23 protein-coding genes, 1 tRNA gene and 1 pseudogene are annotated in these 25294 nt (G+C 65.1%); 7 read left to right on the forward strand and 18 right to left on the reverse strand.

The window, feature by feature from the left end; genetic code table 11:
- Nucleotides 1-48: 48 nt before the first annotated feature.
- The 8 genes from AC1PQG_RS09185 to AC1PQG_RS09220 all read right to left on the reverse strand — a co-directional run bounded on the left by AC1PQG_RS09185 (nt 49) and on the right by AC1PQG_RS09220 (nt 7154).
- Nucleotides 49-1335, reverse strand: coding sequence for a DUF1615 domain-containing protein (locus AC1PQG_RS09185; RefSeq protein WP_481122269.1), 1287 nt, complete (start codon nt 1333-1335; stop codon nt 49-51).
- Complete coding sequence (locus AC1PQG_RS09190; protein WP_481122270.1) at nt 1332-1571, reverse strand: hypothetical protein; 240 nt, start codon at nt 1569-1571, stop codon at nt 1332-1334. The genes AC1PQG_RS09185 and AC1PQG_RS09190 overlap by 4 nt, the downstream gene beginning before the upstream one ends.
- Nucleotides 1572-1643: 72 nt before the next feature.
- Nucleotides 1644-2654: an inorganic phosphate transporter gene (locus AC1PQG_RS09195; protein WP_481122271.1), complete on the reverse strand. Its 1011-nt coding sequence runs from the start codon at nt 2652-2654 to the stop codon at nt 1644-1646.
- Nucleotides 2655-2662: 8 nt separating this feature from the next.
- Nucleotides 2663-3289, reverse strand: coding sequence for a DUF47 domain-containing protein (locus AC1PQG_RS09200; protein WP_079434981.1), 627 nt, complete (start codon nt 3287-3289; stop codon nt 2663-2665).
- Between the two features lie 177 nt (nt 3290-3466).
- A complete protein-coding gene (locus tag AC1PQG_RS09205) occupies nt 3467-5305 on the reverse strand; it encodes a DEAD/DEAH box helicase (RefSeq protein ID WP_481122272.1) in 1839 nt (612 codons plus the stop codon).
- Between the two features lie 116 nt (nt 5306-5421).
- A complete protein-coding gene (locus AC1PQG_RS09210; RefSeq protein WP_481122273.1) occupies nt 5422-6126 on the reverse strand; it encodes a glutathione binding-like protein in 705 nt (234 codons plus the stop codon).
- A gap of 12 nt (nt 6127-6138) precedes the next feature.
- Nucleotides 6139-6495, reverse strand: a complete 357-nt coding sequence (locus tag AC1PQG_RS09215) for a ribbon-helix-helix domain-containing protein (protein WP_481122274.1) — start codon at nt 6493-6495, stop codon at nt 6139-6141.
- A gap of 80 nt (nt 6496-6575) precedes the next feature.
- Complete coding sequence (locus tag AC1PQG_RS09220) at nt 6576-7154, reverse strand: DJ-1/PfpI family protein (RefSeq protein ID WP_374483422.1); 579 nt, start codon at nt 7152-7154, stop codon at nt 6576-6578.
- A 146-nt stretch (nt 7155-7300) separates the two neighbouring features.
- On the opposite strand from AC1PQG_RS09220, the gene AC1PQG_RS09225 reads away from it, so the two are divergent.
- Entirely contained in the window at nt 7301-7999 is a 699-nt protein-coding gene (locus AC1PQG_RS09225; RefSeq protein WP_481122275.1) for a fumarylacetoacetate hydrolase family protein, read from the forward strand.
- 46 nt (nt 8000-8045) lie between these two features.
- Here AC1PQG_RS09225 and queD read toward each other — a convergent pair whose 3' ends face one another.
- Nucleotides 8046-8492 carry a 6-carboxytetrahydropterin synthase QueD gene (gene queD, locus AC1PQG_RS09230; protein ID WP_481114638.1) on the reverse strand — a complete coding sequence of 149 codons (447 nt, stop codon included), beginning with the start codon at nt 8490-8492 and terminating at the stop codon, nt 8046-8048.
- 68 nt (nt 8493-8560) lie between these two features.
- Between queD and AC1PQG_RS09235 the strand changes: the two genes are divergently transcribed.
- Nucleotides 8561-9412 (forward strand): radical SAM protein, encoded by an 852-nt coding sequence (locus AC1PQG_RS09235; protein ID WP_481122276.1) that lies wholly within the window; start codon nt 8561-8563, stop codon nt 9410-9412.
- A gap of 13 nt (nt 9413-9425) precedes the next feature.
- Here the strand turns inward: AC1PQG_RS09235 and AC1PQG_RS09240 are convergent, their stop codons facing one another.
- Entirely contained in the window at nt 9426-9728 is a 303-nt protein-coding gene (locus AC1PQG_RS09240) for a helix-turn-helix domain-containing protein (RefSeq protein ID WP_481114636.1), read from the reverse strand.
- 263 nt (nt 9729-9991) lie between these two features.
- On the opposite strand from AC1PQG_RS09240, the gene AC1PQG_RS09245 reads away from it, so the two are divergent.
- Nucleotides 9992-11221, forward strand: a complete 1230-nt coding sequence (locus AC1PQG_RS09245) for an aspartate kinase (RefSeq protein ID WP_481122277.1) — start codon at nt 9992-9994, stop codon at nt 11219-11221.
- Between the two features lie 45 nt (nt 11222-11266).
- Nucleotides 11267-11360: transfer RNA gene (locus AC1PQG_RS09250), tRNA-Ser, on the forward strand.
- Nucleotides 11361-11516: 156 nt separating this feature from the next.
- Here AC1PQG_RS09250 and AC1PQG_RS09255 read toward each other — a convergent pair.
- From AC1PQG_RS09255 to AC1PQG_RS09265, 3 genes are read right to left on the reverse strand one after another with little or no spacing between them, the layout of a single operon-like run.
- Nucleotides 11517-14624, reverse strand: coding sequence for an efflux RND transporter permease subunit (locus tag AC1PQG_RS09255; RefSeq protein WP_481122278.1), 3108 nt, complete (start codon nt 14622-14624; stop codon nt 11517-11519).
- Nucleotides 14625-14640: 16 nt separating this feature from the next.
- A complete protein-coding gene (locus AC1PQG_RS09260; protein WP_481122279.1) occupies nt 14641-15678 on the reverse strand; it encodes a hypothetical protein in 1038 nt (345 codons plus the stop codon).
- On the reverse strand, nt 15675-17036 hold the full coding sequence (locus AC1PQG_RS09265) for a TolC family protein (protein WP_481122280.1): 1362 nt from the start codon (nt 17034-17036) through the stop codon (nt 15675-15677). Before AC1PQG_RS09265 ends, AC1PQG_RS09260 begins: the two co-directional genes overlap by 4 nt.
- A gap of 310 nt (nt 17037-17346) precedes the next feature.
- Here AC1PQG_RS09265 and AC1PQG_RS09270 point away from each other — a divergent pair, with 310 nt between their 5' ends.
- Nucleotides 17347-19296, forward strand: a complete 1950-nt coding sequence (locus AC1PQG_RS09270; protein WP_481122281.1) for a helicase-related protein — start codon at nt 17347-17349, stop codon at nt 19294-19296.
- A gap of 18 nt (nt 19297-19314) precedes the next feature.
- On the opposite strand, the gene AC1PQG_RS09275 is transcribed toward AC1PQG_RS09270, so the two are convergent.
- Together AC1PQG_RS09275 and AC1PQG_RS09280 are read right to left on the reverse strand one after the other, a co-directional pair.
- On the reverse strand, nt 19315-20007 hold the full coding sequence (locus AC1PQG_RS09275) for a hypothetical protein (RefSeq protein WP_481122282.1): 693 nt from the start codon (nt 20005-20007) through the stop codon (nt 19315-19317).
- A gap of 77 nt (nt 20008-20084) precedes the next feature.
- Nucleotides 20085-20345: a hypothetical protein gene (locus AC1PQG_RS09280; protein WP_481123065.1), complete on the reverse strand. Its 261-nt coding sequence runs from the start codon at nt 20343-20345 to the stop codon at nt 20085-20087.
- Here AC1PQG_RS09280 and AC1PQG_RS09285 point away from each other — a divergent pair.
- Nucleotides 20247-20937 (forward strand): annotated as a pseudogene (locus AC1PQG_RS09285) (oxygen-binding di-iron domain-containing protein). The gene AC1PQG_RS09280 and the pseudogene AC1PQG_RS09285 overlap by 99 nt on opposite strands.
- 35 nt (nt 20938-20972) lie before the next feature.
- Here the strand turns inward: AC1PQG_RS09285 and AC1PQG_RS09290 are convergent.
- From AC1PQG_RS09290 to AC1PQG_RS09300, 3 genes are read right to left on the reverse strand one after another with little or no spacing between them, the layout of a single operon-like run.
- On the reverse strand, nt 20973-22151 hold the full coding sequence (locus AC1PQG_RS09290; protein ID WP_481122283.1) for a vWA domain-containing protein: 1179 nt from the start codon (nt 22149-22151) through the stop codon (nt 20973-20975).
- 13 nt (nt 22152-22164) lie between these two features.
- Complete coding sequence (locus tag AC1PQG_RS09295) at nt 22165-23007, reverse strand: AAA family ATPase (RefSeq protein WP_079435023.1); 843 nt, start codon at nt 23005-23007, stop codon at nt 22165-22167.
- 27 nt (nt 23008-23034) lie between these two features.
- Nucleotides 23035-23955: a histone deacetylase family protein gene (locus AC1PQG_RS09300; RefSeq protein ID WP_481122284.1), complete on the reverse strand. Its 921-nt coding sequence runs from the start codon at nt 23953-23955 to the stop codon at nt 23035-23037.
- Nucleotides 23956-24048: 93 nt separating this feature from the next.
- On the opposite strand from AC1PQG_RS09300, the gene AC1PQG_RS09305 reads away from it, so the two are divergent.
- A complete protein-coding gene (locus AC1PQG_RS09305) occupies nt 24049-25218 on the forward strand; it encodes a M20 aminoacylase family protein (RefSeq protein WP_481122285.1) in 1170 nt (389 codons plus the stop codon).
- The last annotated feature ends 76 nt before the right edge of the window (nt 25219-25294 follow it).

The raw sequence follows: 25294 nt of genomic DNA on the forward strand, positions 1-25294 counted from the left end.
GTACTTTTCCGTATGGGCCGGATCAAGGAAGATTTGCGCGATGTGCGCTCAGGGTAGCGCCGACAGATTGCGTCCCAGGCAGGTGCGATGGCGGCCGTCCACCCGTTCGGCAAACCAGGCGGTCGTCAGCTTGCGCTGAATCTTCGGGCTCTTTAGGTCGATCTGCGGCAGCATCTCCCGCGGCAGGCGGGCGCCCGAGGCCTCGGCGAGGGCAAAGACCTTGGCGTAGAGCGGTGTCTGTGCGAACTGCCAGGTCTTCTCGAGGCGCAGGTCGCGCGCAATGTCCGTACGGGACATGCCGAGGCGTCCGGCAATGGACTGCAGGGTCGTCAGTGTCGTGCTCGGTTCCGTTGACGGGGCTCCGTCCACGTAGCGCAGCAGGTCGCCGTCCAGTGCCATCGGCTGGCCGCTGAGGCGGACCACGGCGTTCTGGAAGGCGACGTTACGGCTGCTGTAGCGGCCGGCGTTGAAGTCGGCGAAGCGATACAGGATCTTGCCGTAGGGCGCAGGATAGTCGAGCAGGATCGCGATGCCGAAATAGACGCCACCCCGGCGTGTGAACACCTCGGTGCGTACGCTGCCCTGGCGTGGGTAAGGATAGGGTTTCTCCCGCACCTGCTCCTCGGCGAAGGCGACACTGACCTGCATCGGGCCGCCGGTGCGCACCGGGTTGTAGCCGCCGAGCAGGGACTTGCCATTGGGCAACTCGGAGATCATGTCCTCGAAGAGGGCATTCATCTGCTTCTCTGTGCGCAGCGCATCGACCCTTGCCTTGTAGCTGCGGCCGTCCGGCGAGGTCTTCAGGAAAGCGGTGTCCACCAGCAGCTTGGGCAGATGCACACGTTCGCGCCGGCTGTCGATTTCCTTCCACACGATGTGCGACAGGCCGGGCACCGCGGGGTCGGCCTGGAAGCTGGACTCCTGTTCGATGACGGCGATGGCGGCGCAGATGTTGTCCGGTGTCGGCGGGATGCGCAGCGTCGAGAAGGCCGTGAAGATGTCGGCAGCCCAGCCGTCGCGATCCTTGGCGCCCGGCGGAATGAAGCGGGCCACCAGCGCTCGCCCTTCACGTTCGCCTAGGTTGGCGACGGGGACGGTGGTCTGGGGTGGCTTCGGTGCGATCGGCAGTGCTGCGGGCGGCATTGCCGGCACGGTTTGCGGAATCGGGCGGGGGATGTCCGGTGCCGGCAAGGGGCGCGTGGGCAGCGTGGGCTCAACCGGCGGAGGAAGCCGGGGGGATGGGCGGGATTCGACGGGGGTGTTGCCGGTGGCGCAACCGGCGAGCAGGGCGAGGCTGGCCAGCAGCCCTCCCAGCAGGGCTGGCGAGCGGATCACGATTGATCGCGCTGCTTTTCCGCCTCGGCGATGCGTCCCAGGCTGCGGGTGTAGTAGGCCGCGTAACCGAGGCCCAGCAGGGCCATGACACCGGTCAGCAGTACCGGGCCTTCGGCGGGTTGGCCGGCCAGTACGTTGGTGATGAAGGAGTAGCCGAGCACGGCAGCTGCGGCGAAGCCGCCGACGATGCGGACGACGGCAAAGGTCTTTTGCTGCTTCAGGGTGGGAGCGGGCATGAACTGGACGGGGCCAAGCAGATTGAGGCCGCGAGGATCGGACTTCTCCTCGCGGACGTCAAGTTGCGTTGCTTACAGCAGGCCGCGACCGAGCCAGTAGCCGCCGGCGGCAATGACCGCCGAGCAGGGAATGGTCAGGATCCAGGCCCACACGATGCTGCCGGCAATCCCCCAGCGCACGGCCGCGGTACGGCGCACCGAGCCGACGCCGACGATGGCGCCGGTGATGGTATGGGTCGTGGAAACCGGAACGCCGAGTGCGGTGGCAATGAACAGGGTGATCGCGCCGCCAGTCTCAGCGCAGAAGCCACCCACCGGCTTGAGTTTGGTGATGCGCTGCCCCATGGTCTTGACGATGCGCCAGCCGCCGAACAGGGTGCCAAGGCCGATGGCCATGTAGCACAGTACGACGACCCACATCGGGACCGGATCGCCCTGAGCGGTCACGCCGGCGGCGATCAGCAGCATCCAGATGATGCCGACCGTTTTCTGGGCATCGTTACCGCCGTGCCCAAGGCTGTACAGGCCTGCCGACAGGAGTTGCAGTCGCCGGAACCATTTGTCGACCCGGCGCTGGGTCTTGTTGCGGCACACCCATGCGACGATGACGAGGATCAGCGAGCCGAGCACGTAACCGAAAAGCGGCGAGAGGATGATGAAGGCGACCGTTTTCCAGATGCCTGCGCCGATCAGCGTGCCGGTGTTGCCAGCCTTGGCAATCGCGGCGCCGACGATGCCGCCGATGAGAGCGTGGGAGGAACTCGACGGAATGCCGTAGTACCAGGTGACGATGTTCCAGGCGATGGCGCCGACGAGGGCCCCGAAGATCAGGTAGTGGTCCACCGCCGAGGGCTCAATGATGCCCTTGCCGACGGTGCTGGCCACCTTCAGCTGGAAGACGAACAAGGCAATGAAGTTGAAGGTGGCAGCCCAGGCTACGGCCTGATGGGGCTTGAGCACGCCGGTGGAAACGACGGTGGCGATGGCATTCGCGGCGTCGTGAAAGCCATTCATGAAGTCGAAAAGCAGGGCGACGACCACGAGCCCGGCAATGACCCACAGGCCGATCTGTACGTGTTCCATGGATGCGCTCAGGCGTTTTCGAGCACGATGCCTTCGACGATCTTGGCGACGTCCTCACAGCGATCGGTGATGGATTCGAGCTGCTCGTAGATGGCCTTGAGCTTCATGACCTGCAGTGCGTCGCGTTCGTCACGAAAGAGCTTGGACATGGCGCCGCGCATGATGCGGTCGGCGTCGGTTTCGAGGCGGTCGATTTCCTGGCAGGTCTGCAGGATCGCGCTGGCGTTGTCCATGTTGGCGATCAGGCCGACGACGATCTTGACCCGCGTGCAACAGGACAGGCTGACGTTGGCCAGTTGCAGGGCTTCCGGGGTGATGCGCTGGATGTGGTAGAGCGTGGTGCACTCGGCAACGTCCTGGACGGTGTCGAGAATGTCGTCCATGGCGTTGATGAGACCGTGGATTTCGTCGCGGTCGAGTGGCGTGATGAAGCTCTTGTGGAGTTGGGCGATGGTTTCGTGGGTGATCTTGTCTGCGGCTTGCTCGATCGCCTCGATGTTGGCGATGTGTTGTTCCGCGCCATCCAGATCCTGCATCAGCGCGACAAGGGCTTCGCCGCCACGGACGATTTGTTCCGCGTGGCTGTTGAAGAGTTCAAAAAAGCGCCCCTCCTGGGGCAGCAGGCGTCCGAACATGTGTAATTGTTACCAGGTGATGACGGTAACTTTACATTTTATCAGACGCTTAGCGGCTTCACGAAGGGGGCTTTGTGGAAGTGTGGGGCGAATGCAACGGATGCCAGCCTGTCAAAGCGTTCTGAGTGGCGGTGGCGTCCGTGATCGATCAGGTGGTGAAAATGCTGATGGATTGCATCAGGGCTTCGGCTTGCGCGGTTTGAAACCGCCACCTTCGCGATTGAAATTGCCGCCGTCACGGTTGAAGCCTTCCTTGCGGAAGGGCTTCTTCGGCGGAGCGCCACGGCCGCCGGGCCCACCGGGGCCCGGGCGACCACGTTCGCGGCTGGCTTCCTCGGGGCTGGCCAGGCGGAGGTTCAGCGGCTGCTGACGGACCCGTGCGCGGCGCAGGATCTGGACCACCTCGTTGGGCAGATCGGCCGGCAGTTCGACCGTGCTGTAGTCCTCGAAGAGATTGATCTGGCCGATGAAGCGGCTCTCGATGCCGGCCTCGTTGGCGATGGCGCCGACGATGTCCTTCGGCGACGCCATGTGTTCGCGGCCCACATCGATGCGGTAACGGGCCAGGCGGCCTTCTGCGAAATCGCGGCGGCGCTCGAGGATCTGGCCGCGGTTCTCGCGCGGCTCGCGGGCGTCGCGCGGTGCACGGGGTTCGGGCTTGCCGGCGGCGAGCTGGGCGATGTCGGGCCGGCCCGTGTCCGGCATCTGCAGCGGGCGGTCCTTCTGGGCCAGGAAGGCCAGCGCGGCGGCGATCTCGTGGATGCTGGCGTCGTGCTTCTCTTCCATGCCTGCGATCACGTCGAGGAAGAAGTTCAGGTCCTCGGACTCCAGCACCTCGGAAACCTGTTGCCGGAAGGCCGCGACGCGCTTATCGGCGACGGCTTCGCGGCTCGGCAGCTTAAGTAGTTCGATCGGCTGGCGGGTGGCACGCTCGATCTGGCGCAGCAGGTGGTTTTCCCGCGGGGCGACGAAGAGGATCGCGTTGCCGGCGCGGCCGGCACGGCCGGTACGGCCGATGCGGTGCACGTAGGCTTCGGTGTCGTACGGGATGTCGTAGTTGATGACGTGGCTGACGCGCGGCACGTCGATGCCGCGAGCGGCCACGTCGGTGGCGACGACGATGTCGAGGGTTTCGTTCTTGAGCTGCTCGATGACCCGCTCGCGCAGCTGCTGGGTCATGTCGCCATTGAGGCAGGCGGCGGCGTAGCCGCGGGCTTCCAGCTTTTCTGCCAGCTCGACGGTGGCGGTCTTGGTTCGCACGAAGACGATGGCGGCGTCGAAGTCGTCTTCGACTTCGAGGATGCGGGTCAGCGCGTCGAGCTTGTGGGCTCCGGCGATCTGCAGGAAGCGCTGGCGGATCGTGGACACGGTGGCGGTGGCCGCTTTGATCTTCACTTCCTTCGGCTCGCGCAGGTAGCGGTGCGCAACCCGGCGGATGGCGTCCGGCATCGTGGCCGAGAACAGGGCGGTCTGGCGCTCGGCAGGGATGTGCTCGAGGATCCACTCCACGTCGTCGATGAAACCCATGCGCAGCATTTCGTCGGCTTCATCGAGGACCAGCGTGGTCAGGCCGTCGAGGTTGAGGCTCTTGCGCTCGATGTGGTCCATCACGCGGCCGGGCGTGCCGACCACCACGTGGGCGCCGCGCTGCAACTGGCGAAGCTGGACGACCATGCTCTGGCCGCCGTAGATCGGCAGCACATGGAAGCCCGGCATCTTGCTGGCGTAGCGCTGGAAGGCTTCGGCCACCTGGATGGCCAGTTCGCGGGTGGGGGCGAGCACCAGCACTTGCGGGCTGCGCTTGCCGATGTCGACGCGGTCGAGGGCGGGTAGTGCGAAGGCGGCCGTCTTGCCGGTGCCGGTCTGGGCTTCGCCGAGGATGTCATGGCCGGCGAGCAGATGCGGGATGCAGGCGGCCTGGATGGGGGAGGGGGTTTCGTAGCCGATCTCGGCCAGGGCCTCGAGAATCGGGGCCTGGAGGTCGAGCTGGTCGAAGCGTTCGATGGAAGCGGTCATGGGAGCGGGACGCGGGCCGGGTGATGGGTGAAGCGGTCTTGGGCCCGGAAAAAAGAAGCGGCTTCAGAGGAAACCGCGATTTTACCGGAAGCGCACCCGGCCGTGCCGTCGCCCCATCACGCTTTGTTTACGGTTTTAGCATCCTGACCGAAAAGAATCTTCCTCGATTCGTCATCTACCGTCGGTGCCTTGTTGATGTTTTCGGCGAGTGCATAGGCGCGGATGGTTGCCGGACGCTGCCGGATGGCCTCGAACCAGCGTTGCAGATTGGGGAAATCTTCCAGCCGCTGGCCCTGGCGTTCGTGCGGGACGATCCACGGATAGCAGGCCATGTCGGCGATCGAATAGTTGGTGCCGGCGATGAAGTCGCGGCCTTGCAGCTGCTTGTCGAGGACGGCATAGAGGCGGGCGGTTTCCTTGACGTAGCGTTCGATGGCGTAGGGAATCGGCTGCGGTGCGTACTGCACGAAGTGGTGATTCTGCCCGGCCATCGGTCCGAGGCCACCCATCTGCCAGAACAGCCACTGCAGCGTGGTGATGCGGGTACGCGCGTCGGAGGACAGGAACTGACCGGTCTTCTCGGCCAGGTACAGCAGGATGGCACCGGACTCGAAGATGGAGATCGGCTCGCCGCCATCCGCCGGCGTGGTGTCGACGATGGCGGGAATGCGGTTGTTGGGGGCGATGCGCAGGAAGTCCGGCTGGAATTGCTCTCCCTTGCCGATGTTGATCGGCACGATGCGGTAGGGCAGGCCGGATTCTTCCAGGAAGAGGGTGATCTTGTGGCCGTTGGGCGTGGTCCAGTAATGGAGGTCGATCATCGCACGGTTCTTTCAGGCGTTAGGGCGTCGTTCGTCGGATAGCACCCAGCTGGCGTCCAGGTTGCGGATCGGTATGCCCGTGTCGGCGGGGATGCGTCCGGAAAGCTGGAGCTGCAGGTAGCGCATGCAGGAGACACGGAGGAAGGAGCTAAAGTTCGCGTGCTCGTGGAGCCAGCCGCTTGCGATGAGTTCGTCGTAAAGTTTGCTGACCAGCTGCGGAACGCTGAGGCCGTCCCGCTCGCTGATTTCCTCCAGCACGTTCCAGAACAGGTTTTCCAGGCGCAGGCTGGTGGCAACGCCGCGCAGGCGGATCGAGCGGCTGCGGCCGGCGTATAGGTCGGGGTCGGCGTTGATGAAGATCTGGCACATGCTGTGATGACTCCGTTAACGGGAACACCCCCGCCAGGCCATTCTAGGCCGGGTGGGGGCATCGCGCCGAAGGGGATGGCTCAGTGGCTGATCCGCGTGCCGAGTACCGTCAGGAACTGGGCGATCCAGGCCGGATGGGCCGGCCAGGCAGGGGCCGAGACCAGGTTGCCGTCGGTGACGGCCTGGTCCACCGGGATGTCGGCATAGGTGCCGCCGGCCAGTTCCACTTCGGCCCGGCAGGCCGGGTAGGCGGAGCAGGTCCGTCCTTCGAGTACTCGGGCTCCGGCCAGCAGTTGGGCTCCATGGCAGATGGCGGCAACCGGCTTGTTGGCGGTGAAGAAGTGACGGACCGCTTCGACGACCGCCGGATACATGCGCAGGTATTCCGGCCCGCGCCCGCCAGGAACCACCAGCGCGTCGTAATCTTCGGCGCGGATGTCGGCAAAGGTCGCGTTCAGGGCAAAATTGTGGCCGCGCTTCTCGGTGTAGGTCTGATCGCCCTCGAAGTCATGAATGGCGGTGGCGATGGTGTCACCGGCCTTCTTGTCGGGGCATACGGCGTGCACGGTGTGGCCGACGGCGAGCAGGGCCTGGAACGGCACCATGGTTTCGTAGTCTTCACAGAAGTCGCCGCAGATCATCAGGATTTTCTTGGGCATGCCAGTCTCCTCGGTGGTGGGTAGGGTGGAGAAAGTGTGGCGATGGAGCACGGGCTACGGGTGGTAACCGGTTACCGCGCCCCCGAATAGGGTCCGGCATCGCGATCGGACGCGGACAAGATGAACACGTGGAAAGGATTGACTGGATGGATTTCGTAATTGTTCCGCCGCCGGTGGTGGTGGTGCCGGTGGTCGGCAAGGATGCGTCTTTCCCGGTGCGCCGGGTGTATTGCGTCGGGCGCAACTACGCCGCCCATGCCCGTGAAATGGGCTCGGACCCGACGCGGGAGCCGCCGTTCTTCTTCTGCAAGCCGGCTGATGCGGTGGTGCCGGTGGCCCAGGGCGCGACGCTCGAGCTGCCTTATCCGCAGGCGACGGCCAATCTCCATCATGAGATCGAACTCGTCGTGGCGATCGGCAAGAGCGGGGCGGACATTCCCGTGGACGAGGCCTTGTCCCACGTGTGGGGTTACGGGGCTGGCCTCGACATGACGCGTCGCGACCTGCAGTTTGCGCTGCGCGACAAGGGGCGTCCGTGGGAGCTCGGCAAGGCGTTCGACCAGGCGGCGCCCATTTCCCCGTTGGTGCCGGCGTCCGTTGTGGGGCATCCGGGCAAGGGCGAGGTGTGGCTGAACGTAAACGGCGAGTCCCGTCAGAGGGGCGACGTGTCGGACATGATCTGGTCGATGGCCGAGATTATCTCCAATTTGTCCACGTATTTCCGGCTGGAGCCGGGCGATCTGATTTTTACAGGCACGCCGGAAGGCGTTGGCCCCGTCGTGGCTGGTGACCTCATCGAGGCGGGTGTGGAAGGCGTCGGCAGCCTGGCGGTGCGGATCGTCTAGCCGGAGTCAGGCATGGCGGCGCTGCCTGGCGCCGCCATGCCTGGGCTTACTCGGAGCGCAGTGCGTCGGCCCAGCAGTTGGGTGTTTCGAACAGGCGCACGCGCTCGAGGCGCAGGTGGTTGCCGTAGCTGTCCCGGTAGAGGGGATCGAGGATGCGGAAGGCCTCTGCGGCCAGGTTCTCGGCAGTCGGCACTACGTCAAGGATGACGGTCTTGTGGCCGGGCATGCTCTGCAGGAAGTCCACCACTGCGGTGTCGTGGCGATAGGCCAGGAAGGCGTGATCCCACACATCCACTACATATTGCTTGGCGATGGCCTTCACGTCGGCAAAATCCATCACCATGCCGTTAACCGGGGTGCCGGCGGCCTGGATGATGTCGCCGGAGAGGGTGATCTCCAGTCCGTAACGATGGCCGTGCAGGTGACGGCATTGGCTGGCGTGGTCGGGGATGCGGTGGCCCGCGTCGAATTCCAGGCGGCGCGTGATACGCATGGGGAGCACCGGGTAAACAAAAAAGGTCCCGTATTATACGCGCCTCGTTTTTGGAGCCGGATAGTGCCATGAACACCAGGCAGCAGATGCTGACCGTGACGGATCACAACCGCAGCTACATCGACATGACCTATGTTTACCCGGTCGTGTCCAGGCGGGCGCGGGGCGTCTCGGTGGGAATCAACCTGAATCCGAACAATGCTTGCAACTGGCACTGCGCCTATTGCCAGGTTCCCGGCCTGGTGCGCGGTGCGGCGCCCGAGATCGACGAGGCGCTGCTGGCGCGTGAGCTGACGGGTTTCCTGCATGAATTGGCTTATGGCCAGTTCATGGTCGAGCACGTGCCGGAGGAGGCGCGCGTGATTCGCGACATCGCATTCTCGGGCAACGGGGAGCCGACGAGCTGTACGACCTTCTCGAATATCGTCAGGCAGGTCGTACATATCCGCAACGAAGCCGGGTTGGCGCACGTGCCGATACGCCTGATCACCAATGGCAGTCAGGTGGACAAGCCCGATGTGCAGGCAGGGCTGCGCCTGCTCGCCGAGGCGGATGGGGAGGTGTGGTTCAAGCTGGACGCGGGTACGCAGGCCGATATTGCGCGCATCAACGGCGTCAGTATTCGACCCGAGTCGCATGCACGGCGGCTGGCGCTGTGTGCGTCGCTATGTCCGACTTGGGTGCAGACCTGCATGGTCCGCTGGGATGGCGAGGCGCCGTCCGCGGAGTTTGTAGGCCGCTATGTCGAGGTGCTGGAGCAGGCGGGCTTGGCTTCCCTGAAGGGTGTGCTGCTATATGGCCTTGCCCGTCAGTCCTTTCAGCCTGAGGCAATTCACCTTCAACAGCTCAGTGCCGACGAACTCGAATCGATCGCCGGCAGGCTGAGGCAGAAAGGGCTGGCCGTGACAGTCAGCCCTTGAGGCTCGTACCTGCTCAGTGAGCGACGCGCTCTTTCTTCTTGGCGCGGGCTTCCTTCTTCAGCGTCTTGAACAGCTCAGGGTTGGTGGACTTCAGGTACTCCACCACTTCGACGTCATCCTTCTTGATCTTGCTAATGTCCACCTGTTCGATATGAACCAAGCGGAGCAGGGCTTGTACCGGACGCGGAATGTTGCGGCCGCTTTCATAACGGGAGCCACCGCTCTGGGTAACGCCGATCTTGGACCAGAACTGGGACTGGTTCAAACCGAGCTTACGACGGATTTCGCGCACATCAACTTTTTCAGTAGTCTTCATTTTTGCCATCCTCAAGGGGTTGTTCACTCTGTCAGTCTTTACAACAGACTAGCTGCTGTCTGATATAACTTTCGTTATATGTCGGAAAGTATAGATCACTACTCGCAACACATACAACGCCATATTTGCATGGACTAGGGTTTTCCACAGCAATTTTTCGTGACATGGCACACATCGTTACGGAAAAATCTGTGGGGCTGCACGTCGCGGCGATATCCGTTAAGATCACGGGTTTCCCATATCCTCACTTCTTAGAAGTCAAGATGGCGCTCATAGTTCAGAAATATGGCGGCACTTCCGTCGGTAACCCCGAGCGGATCAAGAACGTGGCCAAGCGGGTCGCGAAGTTCCAAGCCCAGGGACACCAGCTGGTGATCGTCCTGTCCGCGATGAGCGGCGAGACCAATCGCCTGATTGCACTGGCCAAGGAAGTCAGCACGAATCCCAGCCCCCGCGAGCTCGACGTGGTGATCTCCACCGGTGAGCAGGTCACCATCGGCCTGCTGTGCATGGCGCTCGAAGAGCTGGGCATCAAGGCGCGCAGCTACACCGGTGGCCAGGTGCGCATCCTGACCGACGACTCCTACACCAAAGCGCGCATCCTCGACATCGACGGCGACAACATCCGCCGCGATCTGGATGCTGGCGCGGTCGTGGTTGTGGCGGGTTTCCAGGGGGTGGATGAGGCCGGCAACATTACTACGCTGGGCCGTGGCGGTTCCGACACCACCGGCGTTGCGCTGGCGGCAGCCATCCAGGCCGATGAATGCCAGATCTACACCGACGTGGACGGCGTATACACCACCGACCCGCGCGTCGTGCCGGAAGCCCGCAAGCTGGACACCATCACCTTCGAAGAGATGCTGGAAATGGCCAGCCTGGGTTCCAAGGTGCTGCAGATCCGCTCCGTGGAATTTGCCGGCAAGTACAAAGTGAAGCTTCGTGTTCTCTCCAGCTTTCAGGAGGAAGGTGAGGGCACCCTGATTACCGTTGAGGAAGACAAGAACATGGAACAGCCGATCATCTCCGGCATTGCTTTCAATCGCGACGAAGCCAAGATTACCGTGCAGGGCGTGCCGGACAAGCCGGGCATCGCCTACCAGATCCTCGGCCCGGTGGCGGATGCCAATGTCGATGTGGACATGATCATCCAGAATGTCGGCCATGACGGCACCACCGACTTCTCCTTCACCGTCAGCCGCGGCGATTTCGATAAGACCAACAAGATCCTCGAGCAGGTCCAGGGCCACATCGGCGCCCGCGAGATCCAGGGCGACCGTACGATGGCCAAGGTGTCCATCGTCGGCGTCGGCATGCGCTCCCACCCGGGCGTCGCGTCACGCATGTTCCGCACGCTGGCCGAGGAAGGCATCAACATCCAGATGATCTCCACCTCCGAGATCAAGATCTCCGTCGTCATCGACGAAAAGTACCTCGAACTGGCTGTCCGCGTGCTGCACCGCGCTTTCGGTCTCGAGCAAGCGCAATCTTGATTTGACAAAGAGCTGCAGCATGTCTACAATGCGCAGCTCTTGACGGGAGAGTTGGCCGAGAGGTCGAAGGCACTCCCCTGCTAAGGGAGCATGCGAGCTAAAACTTGCATCGAGGGTTCGAATCCCTCACTCTCCGCCAAGACCAGTTTCAAGCAAAAAGCCCTGAGCAATCAGGGCTTTTTGCTTTTCTGCATTTGAATTTCACACATGGGCCGGCGGATTGATTTTCGCGCTTCCCTACGGTGGCTGGACGACGTTCTTTGGAAAAGTCACAGGGTCCGCCTCTGGTTGAAAATCAGGCTGCTTGTCCATGGGTGCCGCCTGCCTCAAATCGCCCGAAGCGCAAGGCCAGGGTTGGCAGCACCAGCAGGTTGAGCAGGGTCGAGGTGACGATTCCGCCCAGGATGATGATGGCCATCGGTCCCTCGACCTCGTTGCCCGGTTCGCCGCTCTGCAGGGCCAGCGGCAGGAGGCCGAGGCCGGTAACCAGGGCGGTCATCAAGATCGGCGCGAGGCGTTCGGTGGCCCCGAGCAGCGCCGTTTCCAGGTTCCACGCGTGCCCTTCCTCCCGCACCAGATATTGGTAGTGGGAGATGAGCATGATGGCATTGCGCAGGGTGATGCCGAACAGTGTCACGAAGCCCACCAGTGAGCCGAGGGAGAGCAGGCCACCGGTGGCGAAGGCCAGCACCAGGCCGCCGACCAGCGCAAAGGGCAGATTGGTCATGACCAGCAGCATGCTGCGCGTACTCCTCAGCGCCAGGTAGACCAGGATGCCGATGGCGACCGCGGCCACGCCGAAATCGACCAGCAAGTCCTGCCGTGCCTGGGCTTGAGCCTGGGCTTCGCCGGCGAAAGCGAAGAAGTAACCCCGGGGCAGTTTCAGATCGGTGCTCAGGCGCTGTCGGGTCGCGGCGACGACTTCCTCCACGGTGCGCCCGGCCACCTGGGCGGTCACCGTCTGGAGGCGTTGGCCACCGCTGTGGAGGATGAGGTAACGCCCTTCCGTTTCGCGGATGTCGGCCAGCCGGCGCAGCGGAACGGTCATCCCTGCTGCATTGCGCAGCGGCAGATCGCCGACGCTGGCCGGGTTGCGCCGGGCTGCTGCTGCCAGCACGACGGTGACGTTGCTGACCGCGTTGCCCTCGTACACCTGGGCGACATCGGTGCCCTGGTAGGCAGTCTGGATGGCTTCAAGCACATCCAGAGGGGCGAAGCCCCAGCGGGCGAGCTGGTCCTGGCGCAGGCGCACCGATAACTGAGGCAGCATCGGTGGCGACTGTTGTGTCACGCCGCTTGCGCCTGGAACGGTGGCCAGGATGCTCTGGGCTTGGCGGGCCAGGCCGTCCAGCACATCCAGGTCCGCCCCGAAAATGTTCAGGATGATGGGGGCCGTGTAACCGGACAGGGTTTCCTGGATGCGCTCGGTGAGGAAGGTCTCCGAGGTGAAGGTGAGGCCGGCGAATTGGCCCAGGATTTCGCGCATGCGTGCCTGGGTCGCCTCCTGGGCCTCGGCATCCAGCCCCGGCACCAGGTCCACCTCGAACTCGCTGTACTGGGGGCCCAGCACATCCACACCGCGTGCGGTGCGGCCGGCGCGCTGGGCCACGCTACGGATGTTGGGTACCTCAAGCAGGGCCTTGCTGACCTGAGCACCGATGCGCAGGGCCTCCTGCAGGGATGTGCCGGGCGTGGCACGCATATGCACGATGACGTGCCCCTCGCGCAGTTCCGGCAGGAACTCCATGCGCAGGAAGGGCAGGGTTGCCAGCGCCATCATGGCCAGGCCGGCCAAGGCGAGCACGACGGTGCGCCCGTGCGCCTCGACATGCATGAGCAGTCGGGCGTAATGCGCCTTGAGCCAGACATAGAGCCGGGGCTCCTCTACATCCTCGTCCCGGGCCGCCAGCAGCAGGTAGCACAGAGCCGGCGTCAGGGTCAGCGCCACGACGAGGGACGACAGGATGGCCAGCAGGTAGGCGAGGGCCAGCGGCGCGAACAGGCGGCCGGCCACGCCGGTCAGGCTCAGCACCGGCAGGAAGACCGCGGCGACGGTGAAGGTGGCGTAGATCACCGCGCCGCGCACCTCGGTGGATGCCCGCACGACCACCTGCAGCGCGGTGAGCGGGTAGCCCAGGCGCCGGTTCTCGCGCAGGCGCCGGTAGATGTTCTCCACGTCGATGATGGCGTCGTCCACGACCTCGCCTAGCGCAAGGGCGAGGCCACCCAGGGTCATGGTGTTGAGCGCCACGCCCATGTGGTGGAGGATGACGATGGCCGCCAGCAGCGAAAGGGGAATGGCCGTCGCCGAGATGAAGGCGGTACGCGCGTTGAACAGGAAGAGGAACAGCACCAGGACCACCATGCCGGCGCCGAGCAGCAGAGCTGCACGCAGATGGTTCGTCGCCGCCACGATGAAATTGGCCGGCCGGAACAGGTCCGCATGCAGTTCGATGTCCTGGGCGGCCAGCACGGGGCGCAGGCTGTCCAGCGCCGCGTCGAGCTCGCGGGTCACCGACACGGTGTCGGCGCTGTACTGGTTGCTGACCATCAGGATCACGCCGGGCTGGCCCTGCACGTTGGCGCCGCTGAACGGCACCTCGCTGCCGAGCGCGACCGTGGCCACATCCGCTAGTCGCACGACGCTGCCGTTCTGTGTCCGCAGCATGACCTGGCCAAGCTGCGCTGCCGATGTGGCCTGGGCCTCGGTGGTGAGGACGATGCGCTGGTTGGCGGTGTCGAGCACGCCGGCGCCGCGGACGCCGGTCGCTCGCTGCGCGGCGGCCACGACATCCTGCAGCGACAAGCCGAGGCGTACGAGCTTTTCCGGTATCACCTGAACCTGGTACTGCTTCACATCACCACCATAGATGCCCACGTCGGAGACGCCGGGGCGGCCCAGCAGGCGCGGCTTCAGCGTCCACTCGGCAAAGCTGCGCAACTCCATCTGCGACCTGGAGCCGGATGTCAGTCCGATGCCCAGCACCTGGGTGGTGGCGGAACTCAGCGCGGTCATCCGTGGGCTGCGCACACCCGCGGGCAGCTCGCCGGCCAGTGCCGCCAGCTGTTCGCTGACCAGCTGGCGGGCACGCCAGATGTCCGTCGCGTCGCTAAAGGTGAGCGTGATGACGGAGACGCCCTGGATCGATTGGGAGCGCATGGAGGCGAGGCCCTTGGCACCGCCGAGGACGTTCTCGACGCGCTGGGTGACCAGCTGCTCCACCTGCTCGGCCGACAGGCCCGGCGCTTCCGTCTGCACGGTGACCAGCGGCGGCGTGAACTCGGGGAAGACGTCGAGCCGGGACTGGCTCAAGGCATACACGCCGTAACCAAGCAGCAGGCAGGCCAGGGCGACCATCACGCCACGCAGGCGGACGGCGGAGTCGATGAGGGCGGTCAGCATCACGGGCGAGGGCGTGTCAGTCGTTGTCCGTCTGTCCGGCCGTCGCGGGCCGCGACTCCTCGGACAGCAGCAGCTGCGCGCCGCGTACGACGACCTGTTCGCCGGCCGTAAATGTGTGCGTCACGATGAAGTCTCCGTCCCGGGGCTGGCCGGCATCGACCGGGCGTCGCGCGAAATGTGACTCGGCAATCTGCACGTAGGCCCACGGCTGGCCGCCGTACCAGACGATGGCGTCGGCCGGAATGCGTACGCCGGCGGCGCCCGGTGCATGGGCGCTCAGGCGCAAACCGGCGGGCAGATCGGCGATCGTGCGATAGAAATGCGCCTGTCCGTGGAAGGCAGCATCGGCCTGTGGGGACGGCGATACGCGTCGGGCTTCGAGGGGCGGCATGCCATCGCTGGTGATGAAGACCACCGGCGGCGCTTCGGTCGTCGGCGGCACGAGACGCAGCAGGGCTTCGCGCCGTGCCAGCAGGGGCGCGAGCGCACGGCCTCCCTGGCTGCCGGCCCAGCCGGCGATGACCGTGCCGAACTGGTTGCGCAGCGCGCTGTTGACGCTGCCGAGGGCTGCCTGGGCAGCGCGCGACCTGGCGTTTGCCGCCGCATCGGCGGTACGGGCGGCCTCCAGCGCCTTGAGCGAAGCGGTGCCGCCATCCTGGTACAGGGCTTCGACGCGGGCCTGCTCGGCGCGCGCGGCCGCGAGGGCGGTGTCGGCGGCCGCCAGATCTGCCGCGGCGGCATCGCGGCGACTGGCCAGATCCATGAGAGGCTGCAGATCGACCACCGTGCCGTAGAACTCTGCGCCGCTACCCGCGCCGGCTGGGGCGAGCGCGGTGGTCCGGATGTCGTTGTGTGCCTGCATGGCCTTGTCGAGGGTTAGCACGGTGAAGCCATCTTCCATTGCCACGCGCGAAGGGATGGCGGCGCTCTCCTGTTCGGCCTCGCGGCCTTCTTCTGCGCGGGACTGCAGGAAACCAGCCACGCTCAGTCCAAGCACCAATAGCGGTATGAGCACCAGCGAGGCGCGTCTGAGGGTCTTGTTGGGCATCATCACTTCAGGTTGCGATTGTCGTCCGCCGCCATGGCGAGGGGCTGTTGCAGGGCGTCTTCCAGGCGTCCCACCGCGCTTTGCAGTTGCAGGCGGACGTCTAGCGCGGACAGGCGGGCTGCCAACTGCAGCCGCTCGGCCAGCGCCACTGCCAAGCGGTCCTCCTGGCCCGCGGCGAAGGCCTTGTGCAGGCGCGAAAGCTGGCGTGTCTGTTCGGCGAGCTGGGTTTCCCGTTGTCGTAGACTCTCTTGTGCGCTGAGGCATTCAGTCATCGCGGCGTCCGTCTCCACCAGGGCCTGGCTTTCCAGTAGATGGATGTGTGCCTCGGCCTCCCGGCGCCGTCCCCGAGCTTCGGCAATGGGGCCTTCATTGCGGTTGAAGAGCGGTAGTTCCAGGCCACCGAAAGTGAAGCCGGGGCGGCGGGCGCCCTGGTCGAAGGTGTAGCCGGGGCCCAGGGTGATGTTGGGATACTGGCGGGCAATCTCCACTTGCAGCGCGGACTGGCTGGCTTCGAACTGGGCCAGCGCGGCGGCCACGTCGGCGCGATTCAGCAGCGCCTGCCTTTGCAGGGTGCGGGCAGGCAGGGGCGGAAGCGGCTGTTCGAAAGCCGACAGATCCAGCGCCACCGCGCCGAGCGCCGGCAGGCCGATGCCCAAGGCGGTAGCCACGGTAGCGCGGGCGTTGTCGGCCTGGCGCCGGGCGGCCAGTTGTTCGCCCTGGGTTCGCATCAGGCCGAGCTGTTGCTGGCTGGCTTCCCCGGCGGAAACGTCGCCCAGCGCACGCCGCCGCTCGAAGCGTTCTGCGATGTCCCGGTCGAGCAGCGCCTGTTGCTGCAGCAGGGTCTCGCGGGCTTCTGCATGCCACAGGGCCAGCAGGGCCGAACGCAGGCGGCTGCGTACGCCCCACGCAGAGGCAGCGAAGCCGAAGCGTGCCGCATCGCCGAGCTGTGACGCCTGATTGATGCGGTAAGCGCGACGGCCGCCGGTCTCGATGGGAATATCGAGGGCGAAACCCAGGGTCCAGGGTGATGTGCCGGCCTGGGGATTGAGCGTGCCCTGCAGCGGCAGTTGCAGGGTCGGGTTCGGGTGCTGCGCGGCGGTGAGGCGACCGGCCTCCACCGTTGCCAGGCGCGCGCGGGCGGCCTCCAGCTCCGGGTTGTAATAGAAAGCCGCCAGTGTCAGCGCCTCCAGCCCCCAGCGCTCCGGCGGCTGGGCTGTGCCGTGCTGCGAAAGGTAGCGCTGCAGGTCGGCCGAGTTCAGCGCACGGGTTTCATGGATCTCGGCGATCGCGGCGGCAGACAAGGGCTGCGGATCGAAGCGGTCGGTGGCGCAGGCGCTGAGCACCGCGCAGGAGAGGGCAAGCATGTGCCGGGCCAGCCATGCCGGTCGTGACGTTCCGCGCCCCCACTGGCGCGCGGGCTGTGGCAAACCGCTCATCAAGACATGCCTACCCTGTATAAGAAGATGCCCGGCGGAAGCCGGAAACGCGCAACACTACCGTGAGTGGCGGATTTACTCCAGCACGCAGGCCCCTGGGGCCAGGTATGCGGCCCGTGGAACATTTCCTTCCTTGGTCATGGATTTGGGCGTGCCGGGAAGGGGGCGGTCGAATAAGATGTGCGCCCCCAATGTTTTGCCCGTCGGATACACCGATGGCAGCGTAGATAGGATAGCTATGGATACACCCCCGAACCCGTCGGAAGCCCTGCGCTTCTCCCGCACATTCAGCGGCAACCGGGTGTGGCTGGCCGTGGGCCGGACCGTACGGATCCGGGGCGACGCGTTCCGGGTCTTCGGTCATCTGCCCGAGAGCTGCCTGGGTCAGGCAAGCCATTGGCGACGCCGGCCGGGCGACGTGCGCGACGCGCTCGAACAGGCCATGCTCAAGGAAGTCGGCGCGGAGTTGGAGTACGCGCTCGAAGCGGCGATCATCGAAATCGGCGCCTATCTCGACGCTTGTGCGGCGGAAGGGCTGCAAGCCAATCTGCGCAAGCTGAAGGAGCTGTGGTCTGGCGGCGATCTGGACCTCTCCACCGTCGGCAAGGGTCTTGCCCAGTCCCTCAACGATCTGCGCGCCAAACAGCGCCACCACGATCTGGCGGAGCAGATCGGGCGGACGCTCAAGCTGTCCGATTATCCGGCCACGTTCCAGGCCGGCCGTCGCACGCGCCGGCTGGTGGCGGTGCTGGGGCCCACCAATTCCGGCAAGACCCACGACGCCTTCGAGCGCCTGGCGACAGCCGCGTCCGGGGTGTACCTGGGGCCGCTGCGCCTGCTGGCGCTGGAGGCCTTCACCCGCCTGAATGAGGAGTTCGGCGTCAGCGCGTCGCTGATCACCGGGGAGGAGCATCGCATCGTCGAGGGCAGCCGCGTGACCGCGTCCACCATCGAGATGCTGGATTCCTCCACGGCGGTGGAGGTGGCGGTCATCGACGAGATCCAGATGCTCGACGACCCGGATCGTGGCTGGGCGTGGACCCAGGCGGTGGTCGGCGCCAATGCCCGTGAGGTGTGGCTGGTTGGGGCCCTGTCGGCGGAGCCGGCCATTACGGCGCTGGCCGCCCGCCTGGGCCTGCCGCTGGAGATCCGGCGCAAGCAGCGCAAGCATCCGCTGGTGGTGGGGCAGGCGCTGGGCAACGATCCGGCGGCCGCGCTGCGGCGGGCCAAGCCCGGCGACGCCTTCATCGTCTTCTCGCGGCGGGACGCCCTCAATCTGCGCGATGACCTGCTGGCCCTGGGAAAGTCGGTGGCCTGCATCTATGGTGCGCTGTCGCCGGAGGTGCGGGAACGGGAGGCACACCGTTTCGCCGGCGGGGATGCAGACATCCTCGTCGCCACCGACGCCATCGGCATGGGGCTCAATCTGCCGATCCGGCGCGTCGTGTTCACCGCCGTGCAAAAGTTTGACGGCACATCACGGGGAACCCTGTCGCCGTCCCTGCTGCAGCAGATCGGCGGTCGCGCCGGGCGCTTCGGTCATCATGACGAGGAGGGGGTCGTGGCGGGCCTCACCCCGGCCGAGCACCGGGTGGTTAGCAGCCTCATGAAAACCCACCAGGAACCACTGGAGGCGAGGGGCTTCCAGATCACGGCGGGTTCGGCCTACCTGGAGCAGATCGCCGAAATGTCGGGCGACCGCCGGCTGGAGGCGCTGCTGTCCCTGTTCCTGCTCCACGCGGACTGTGGCGACGGCTTCTTCACACCCCACATCCCGGAGGAGCAGTTGGCCCGCGCGGCCCAGTTGGACCGCATGAAGAACCTCAGCCTTCATCAGAAGCATGTGTTCTCGATGGCGCCAATGGCATCCCAGAACGAGACGATCGACGGAGTGTGGCGCGACTGGGCTTACGGTGCCAACAAGGGCAAGACCATCGCGCTGGATTTCCTGCCTCAGTCGCCGCGGCGTGCCTCTCTGGAAGAGGCGGAAACCACCGTGCGTCTGTTGGCGGCCTATCGCTGGTTTGCCTATCGTCTTCCGGAACTGTTCGTGGATCTCGAACTGGCCGACATGCACTTGGCGCCGTGGATCGCCGCGGTGGATGGCCATCTGCGCAGCCGCCGCCGTCAGGGCGCGGGAGGCGGGCGCAAGGGTGTGCCGAGCTGGTACTGGCCCGTCAGGCGCTGACGGGCAGGTGTTGTTACGTCAGGGCGTCTGCTGATAGACGCTGTACGCGCTCATGACTTTTGGGGGCTTGATGCCGCCGGTGAGCGGGTCGAACAGGGAAGTGGATTTGGCAGGCTGGTTGGCGAAGCCGGCAGTGCGGTCCTTTGTTGCCTTGGCGCCGACCAGCATATTGGTCCTGGCATCGTAGATGCTCTTCGTCTTGGCGTTGGGTAGGCGGGCCGCTGCCGTATTGTCAATCCGCCCTCCTGTCGAGTTGACGAGCAGCGATCCGTTGCCGGGCCGGAGGCCGGCGCGGGTGCGCTTGCCGGCGGAATCACAGGCACTGTAGATGTCGGCGCTTTGCCCGCTCAGGCTGGAGGGATCGGTGGACAGCACGACCCGTCCGGACGCTTCCTGGCGCGAGACGGCGCTGGGTTTGGCATGACCGGAGATGCCTTGCATGGCGCACATCGTGGCGGATGGTGGGCGCAGATCCTCCGGGCGGACGCCCTCCCGGTTCATCACATTGACACCACCGAAGCCGGCCTGGGCGCCAGGGCCCTTGCGCATGGCCAGCAGCTTCTTGCGGGCCATGAACGAGCTGCTGTTCTGCTGGCTGTTCAAGGCGGACGACGGGGCCCGGCTGGCGAAGCCGGTGTCGAGGGACCACGCGTAGTCGACCGGTGCGAGCAGGATGACAGTCGCGCAAAGTAGGGGTATGACTTGTTTCACGACGGAGACTGGACTATCCGAAAGTGCTAAAACTACCTCAATGCCGTGCGAATGACGAGAAGTTTCTTTGACGACGGTCAATGTAAGTTGCTGTCACGTTTTCGCCATGTGGCGACTCGGATAAAGTATCGATCTTTCTGATACGCGGAATGCACCCCATGGCAGTCGAACTCTTCAATAATGGCAAGCATGCCTGTCTGGCCTTTTACGATCTGGTGGACGAGGAAGCCGACCATGCGGTGCAGTGCAACCAGTTCCTCATTGTCGATGGTGAGCACGGTGCGCTGATCGACCCAGGCGGCAACATGACCTACAACGGCCTGCTGATGTCCATGCAACGCTTCTTTCCATCGCGGGGGCTGGACTACATCTTCGCCACCCACGCCGACCCGGACATCATCGCTTCCCTCAACAAGTGGATGGTGTTCTACTCATTGCAAGGTGATGATCTCCCGTCTGTGGACGCGTTTTGTACCGCACTTCACCACCGGCAAGGATTACTCGGCGCGGATCCTCGGCATCCCCGACGAAGGCATGAACATCCCGCTCGGCGAGAGCAAGATCAAGGCGGTGCCTGCCCACTTCATGCACTCGGAAGGTAACTTCCAGTTCTACGATCCAGTGGCCAAGATCCTGTTCTCGGGAGATATGGGCGCCTCGCTCGTCGACCACCATCAGGCCGCCGAGCCGGTGCGGGATTTCGACGACCATGTTATTACCATGGCCGGCTTCCATCGCCGCTACATGATCTCCAACAAGATCTGCCGCTTCTGGGTGAACATGGTTCGCCAACTGGACGTGGAGATGATCGTGCCGCAGCATGGTTGCCGATTCGAGGGCAAGGTGATGGTCAATCGCTTCCTCGACTGGATCGAGCAACTACCCTGCGGCATCGACCTGCTGACCCAGGAGAACTACCGGGCGCCGTGACCGGCTCGGTTCCGGACATGCCGCGGTAGCGGTGCCTATTGCTTCCGCGACAGATGAGTGATGGCTCGCGTCAGGCCATCCAGCGTGAGGGGGAACATCCGCTCTCCCAGCAGCTGGCGCACGATGCCGATGGTTTGCCGATAGTCCCACATGCGCTCCGGCTCCGGGTTGAGCCAGGCGACTGCGGGATAAGCATCGGCGAGGCGGCGCAGCCAGGTCGCGCCGGGTTCCGGGTTGCTGTATTCGATGGAGCCGCCCGGCTGCAGAATCTCGTAAGGGCTCATCGTCGCGTCGCCGACGAAGATCAGCTTGTATTCCGGGCCGTACTTGTGGAGCACGTCGAGGGTCGGCGTGCGCTCGCTATGGCGCCGACGGCTGTCACGCCATACGTGGTCATACACGCAGTTGTGGAAGTAGAAGTACTCCAGATGCTTGAACTCGGTGCGGCAGGCCGAGAACAGCTCCTCACAGACCTTCACGTGGTCGTCCATCGAGCCGCCCACGTCGAAGAAGATCAGCACCTTCACCGCGTTGTGGCGTTCCGGACGCATCAGCAGGTCCAGGTAGCCGGCGTTGCGGGCGGTGGCGGCAATGGTGCCGTCCAGGTCCAGTTCGTCCGGCGCGCCGAGGCGGGCGAAGCGGCGCAGGCGGCGTAGCGCCACCTTGATGTTGCGGGTGCCCAGTTCGACGGTGTCGTCCAGATTCCGGTATTCCCGCTGGTCCCACACTTTTATTGCCGTGCGGTTGCCGGCCGACTCGCCGCCGACGCGGATGCCTTCCGGGTTGTAGCCGCTGTTGCCGAAGGGCGAGGTGCCGCCGGTACCGACCCATTTCGAGCCGCCCTGGTGGCGCCCCTTCTGTTCCTGCAGGCGCCTCTTGAACTCCTCCATCAGCTTGTCCCAGCCGAGCTTCTCGAGCCTGGCCTTCTCTTCGGGGCTGAGGTGTTTCGTCGCCAAGGCCTTCAGCCATTCCTCGGGTAGATCCACTTCCAGGCCGGGGATGGCCTCGATGCCCTTGAAGTACTCGCCGAAGGCCTGATCGAAGCGGTCGTACTGGCTCTCGTCCTTGACCAGGCTGGCGCGGGCCAGAAAGTAGAAGTCTTCCATGCTGTGCCCGCCCAGGCCGGCTTCGAGGGCTTCGAGCAGGGTCAGGAATTCCTTCGTCGACACCGGCAGCTTGCGGCTCTTGAGGTGCAGGAAGAAGTCGATGAGCATGGCGGCGTCCGGCTCAGCGGTTGCGCTGGGCCATGTAGACCAGGCGCTCGAAGAGGTGCATGTCCTGCTCGTTCTTCAGCAGCGCGCCGTGCAGCGGCGGGATGGCAGCCTTCTGGTCGGGCGAGCGCAGGGCTTCAACCGGGATCTCCTCCGCGACCAGCAGCTTGAGCCAGTCGATCAGCTCCGATGTGGACGGCTTCTTCTTCAGGCCCGGCACGTCGCGCAGGCCGAAGAAGACCTCCAGGGCCTCCTTCAGCAGGGCCTGCTTGATACCGGGGAAGTGCACGTCGACGATCTTCTGCATCGTGTCCCGGTCGGGGAACTTGATGTAGTGGAAGAAGCAGCGGCGCAGGAAGGCGTCCGGCAGCTCCTTCTCGTTGTTGGAGGTGATGAAGACGATGGGGCGGTGGCGCGCCTTGACGGTCTCGCGGGTCTCGTAGACATGGAACTCCATGCGGTCGAGTTCGCGCAGCAAGTCGTTGGGGAACTCGATGTCGGCCTTGTCGATCTCGTCGATCAGCACCACGGTCGGCTCGTCGGCATCGAAGGCCTGCCACAGCGTGCCCTTGACGATGTAGTTGCCGATGTCCTTCACCTTGTCGTCGCCGAGCTGGGAGTCGCGCAGGCGGGACACCGCATCGTATTCGTACAGGCCTTGCTGGGCCTTGGTGGTGGACTTGATGTGCCACTGCAGCAGCGGCATGCCGAGGGCGGCGGCGACTTCCTCGGCGAGCATGGTCTTGCCGGTGCCGGGCTCGCCCTTGATGAGCAGCGGGCGCTGCAGGCGGATCGCCGCATTGACGGCCAGCATCAGGTCGGGGGTGGCGACGTAGTTGTCGGAGCCTTCGAAACGCATGGGGAATCCTCGCTGGGGTTTTCTCGATTATAGCGATGCTGCTTTACGTGCACGGAAGATGTGTGCGGCGGTGCTCACCGTGGCGACGTGGATGTCCACCGTGTCGTCGATCTGGCGGGCATAGCCGCCGGCCATCGCGATGGCCACCGGCAGGCCGCGGTGCCGGCACTCGCCGAGCACCAGCTCGTCGCGGGCGGCGAGTCCGGCCTTCGTGAGCTTGAGGCGGCCGAGGCGGTCGTCTTCAAACGGATCGGCGCCGGCCAGATAGATGACCAGCTGTGGATCGGCGCGCCGGAACACCTCGGCCAGCGCCGGCTGCAGCGCGTCGAGGTAGGCTCCGTCGCCGCTGCCGTCGGGCATGTCCACATCCAGGTCGCTGCGTTCCTTGTCGAAGGGGTAGTTCTGGGCGCCGTGGATGCTGAAGGTGAAACAGTCCGGCCGGTTGGACAGGATCGCCGCGGTGCCGTTGCCCTGGTGCACGTCGCAGTCGACGATGGCCACGCGTTCGACGCGGCCTTCGGCTCGCATGGCCAGCGCGGCAATTGCCGAGTCGTTGAAGACGCAGAAGCCTTCGCCCCGGTCGCGGAACGCATGGTGGGTGCCGCCGGCCAGGTTGGCGGCGCAGCCGTCTTCGAGGGCGGCGCGGCAGGCGGCCAGCGTGGCGCCGGCGGAACGGCGCGAGCGTTCCACCATCGCCTCGGACCACGGAAAACCGATGCGCCGCTGGGCCTCTTTGTCCAGCATGCCGCGGGCCACGCTTTGCAGATAGCGGGCATCGTGGGCGCGCAGGATCTCGGTATCGCTGGCCGCCGTCGGGACGTGGAAGTCGTCGGCATCGAACAGGCCGGCGGCGAGCAGGCGCGTGCGCAGGCGGGCGTACTTTTCCATCGGAAAGCGGTGCCCTTCGGGCAAGGGCAGCACGAAATGGTCGGCGTAGAACAGTTTCATCGCTGGGGGCGGGCTCGGGTGGTGGAGCGGGGACGAAGCCCGCTGCTATCATTAATTGATCCACGGCCTCTGGGCCGGACATCGGGACGCATCATGCACCTTCTAGAGAATTTGGGGGCCCTCCATCTGGAGATCACGGCGCTCCGCCGCGACATCCACGCCCATCCTGAGCTGGCCTTCGAGGAGCATCGCACCGCGGCCCTGGTTGCCGAGCGCCTGGAGGCGCTCGGCATCGAGACGCACAGGGGTATCGGCAAGACCGGCGTGGTCGGTGTGCTGCGCGCCGGCAACAGCCAGCGGGCCATCGGCCTGCGCGCCGACATGGACGCGCTGCCGATCCAGGAGAAGAACGACTTCACGCACCACTCGCGCCATCCCGGCCGCATGCACGCCTGCGGGCACGACGGGCATACCGCCGTGCTGCTCGGCGCTGCGGCCTACCTGACCCGCAATCCCGACTTCGACGGGACGGTCTATTTCCTGTTCCAGCCGGCCGAGGAAGGCGAGGGCGGCGCACCGGCGATGATTGCCGACGGGCTCTTCGAGCGTTTCCCGATGGAGGCGGTGTTCGGCCTGCACAACTGGCCGGGCCTGCCGGTCGGGCAGATTGCCGTGCACCGTGGGCCGGTGATGGCCTGCGCCGACCGCTTCGACATCGAGATCCGCGGGCAGGGCGCCCACGCGGCGATGCCACACCAGGGCATCGACCCGGTGCTCACCGGCGCTGCGCTGGTGCAGGCGCTGCAGTCGGTGGTGTCGCGCAATGTCGATCCGCAGGATTCGGCCGTACTGTCGCTGACCCAGTTCCATGCCGGCGATGCCTACAACGTGATTCCCGAAGTGGCGCAGCTGTGCGGCACCGTGCGGGCCTTCCGGCCCGAGGTGGAAGCCAGCGTCGAGGAGGCGATGCAGCGGGTGTGCACCGGCGTCGCTGCAGCCTTTGGCGCCGACATCCGCTTCGAGTACCGGCGCGGCTATCCGGCGACGATCAATTCGGTGCCGGAGGCGGAGTTCTGCGCGGCGGTGGCGAAGGAGATCTGCGGGGATGCCAACGTGACGGTGGATCCCAAGCCCAGCATGGGTGCCGAGGATTTCGCCTATTTCCTGCAGGAAAAGCCGGGCTGCTACGTGTGGCTCGGCAACGGGCCCGGTGAAGGCGGTTGCACGCTGCACAATCCCCATTACGATTTCAACGACGAGGCGATTCCCTACGGTGTTGCCTACTGGGTCCGCCTGGTGCAGCGCTGGCTGTCCGACGCCTAAGCAGGCTGAGCGCAGGGCTGTCATCGATCCGCGCGGATAATTCGAAAAATTCCGGCCCCGGTTTTTCGCCCGGCCG

This window comes from Zoogloea sp. GDB6 (genome assembly GCF_056724105.1).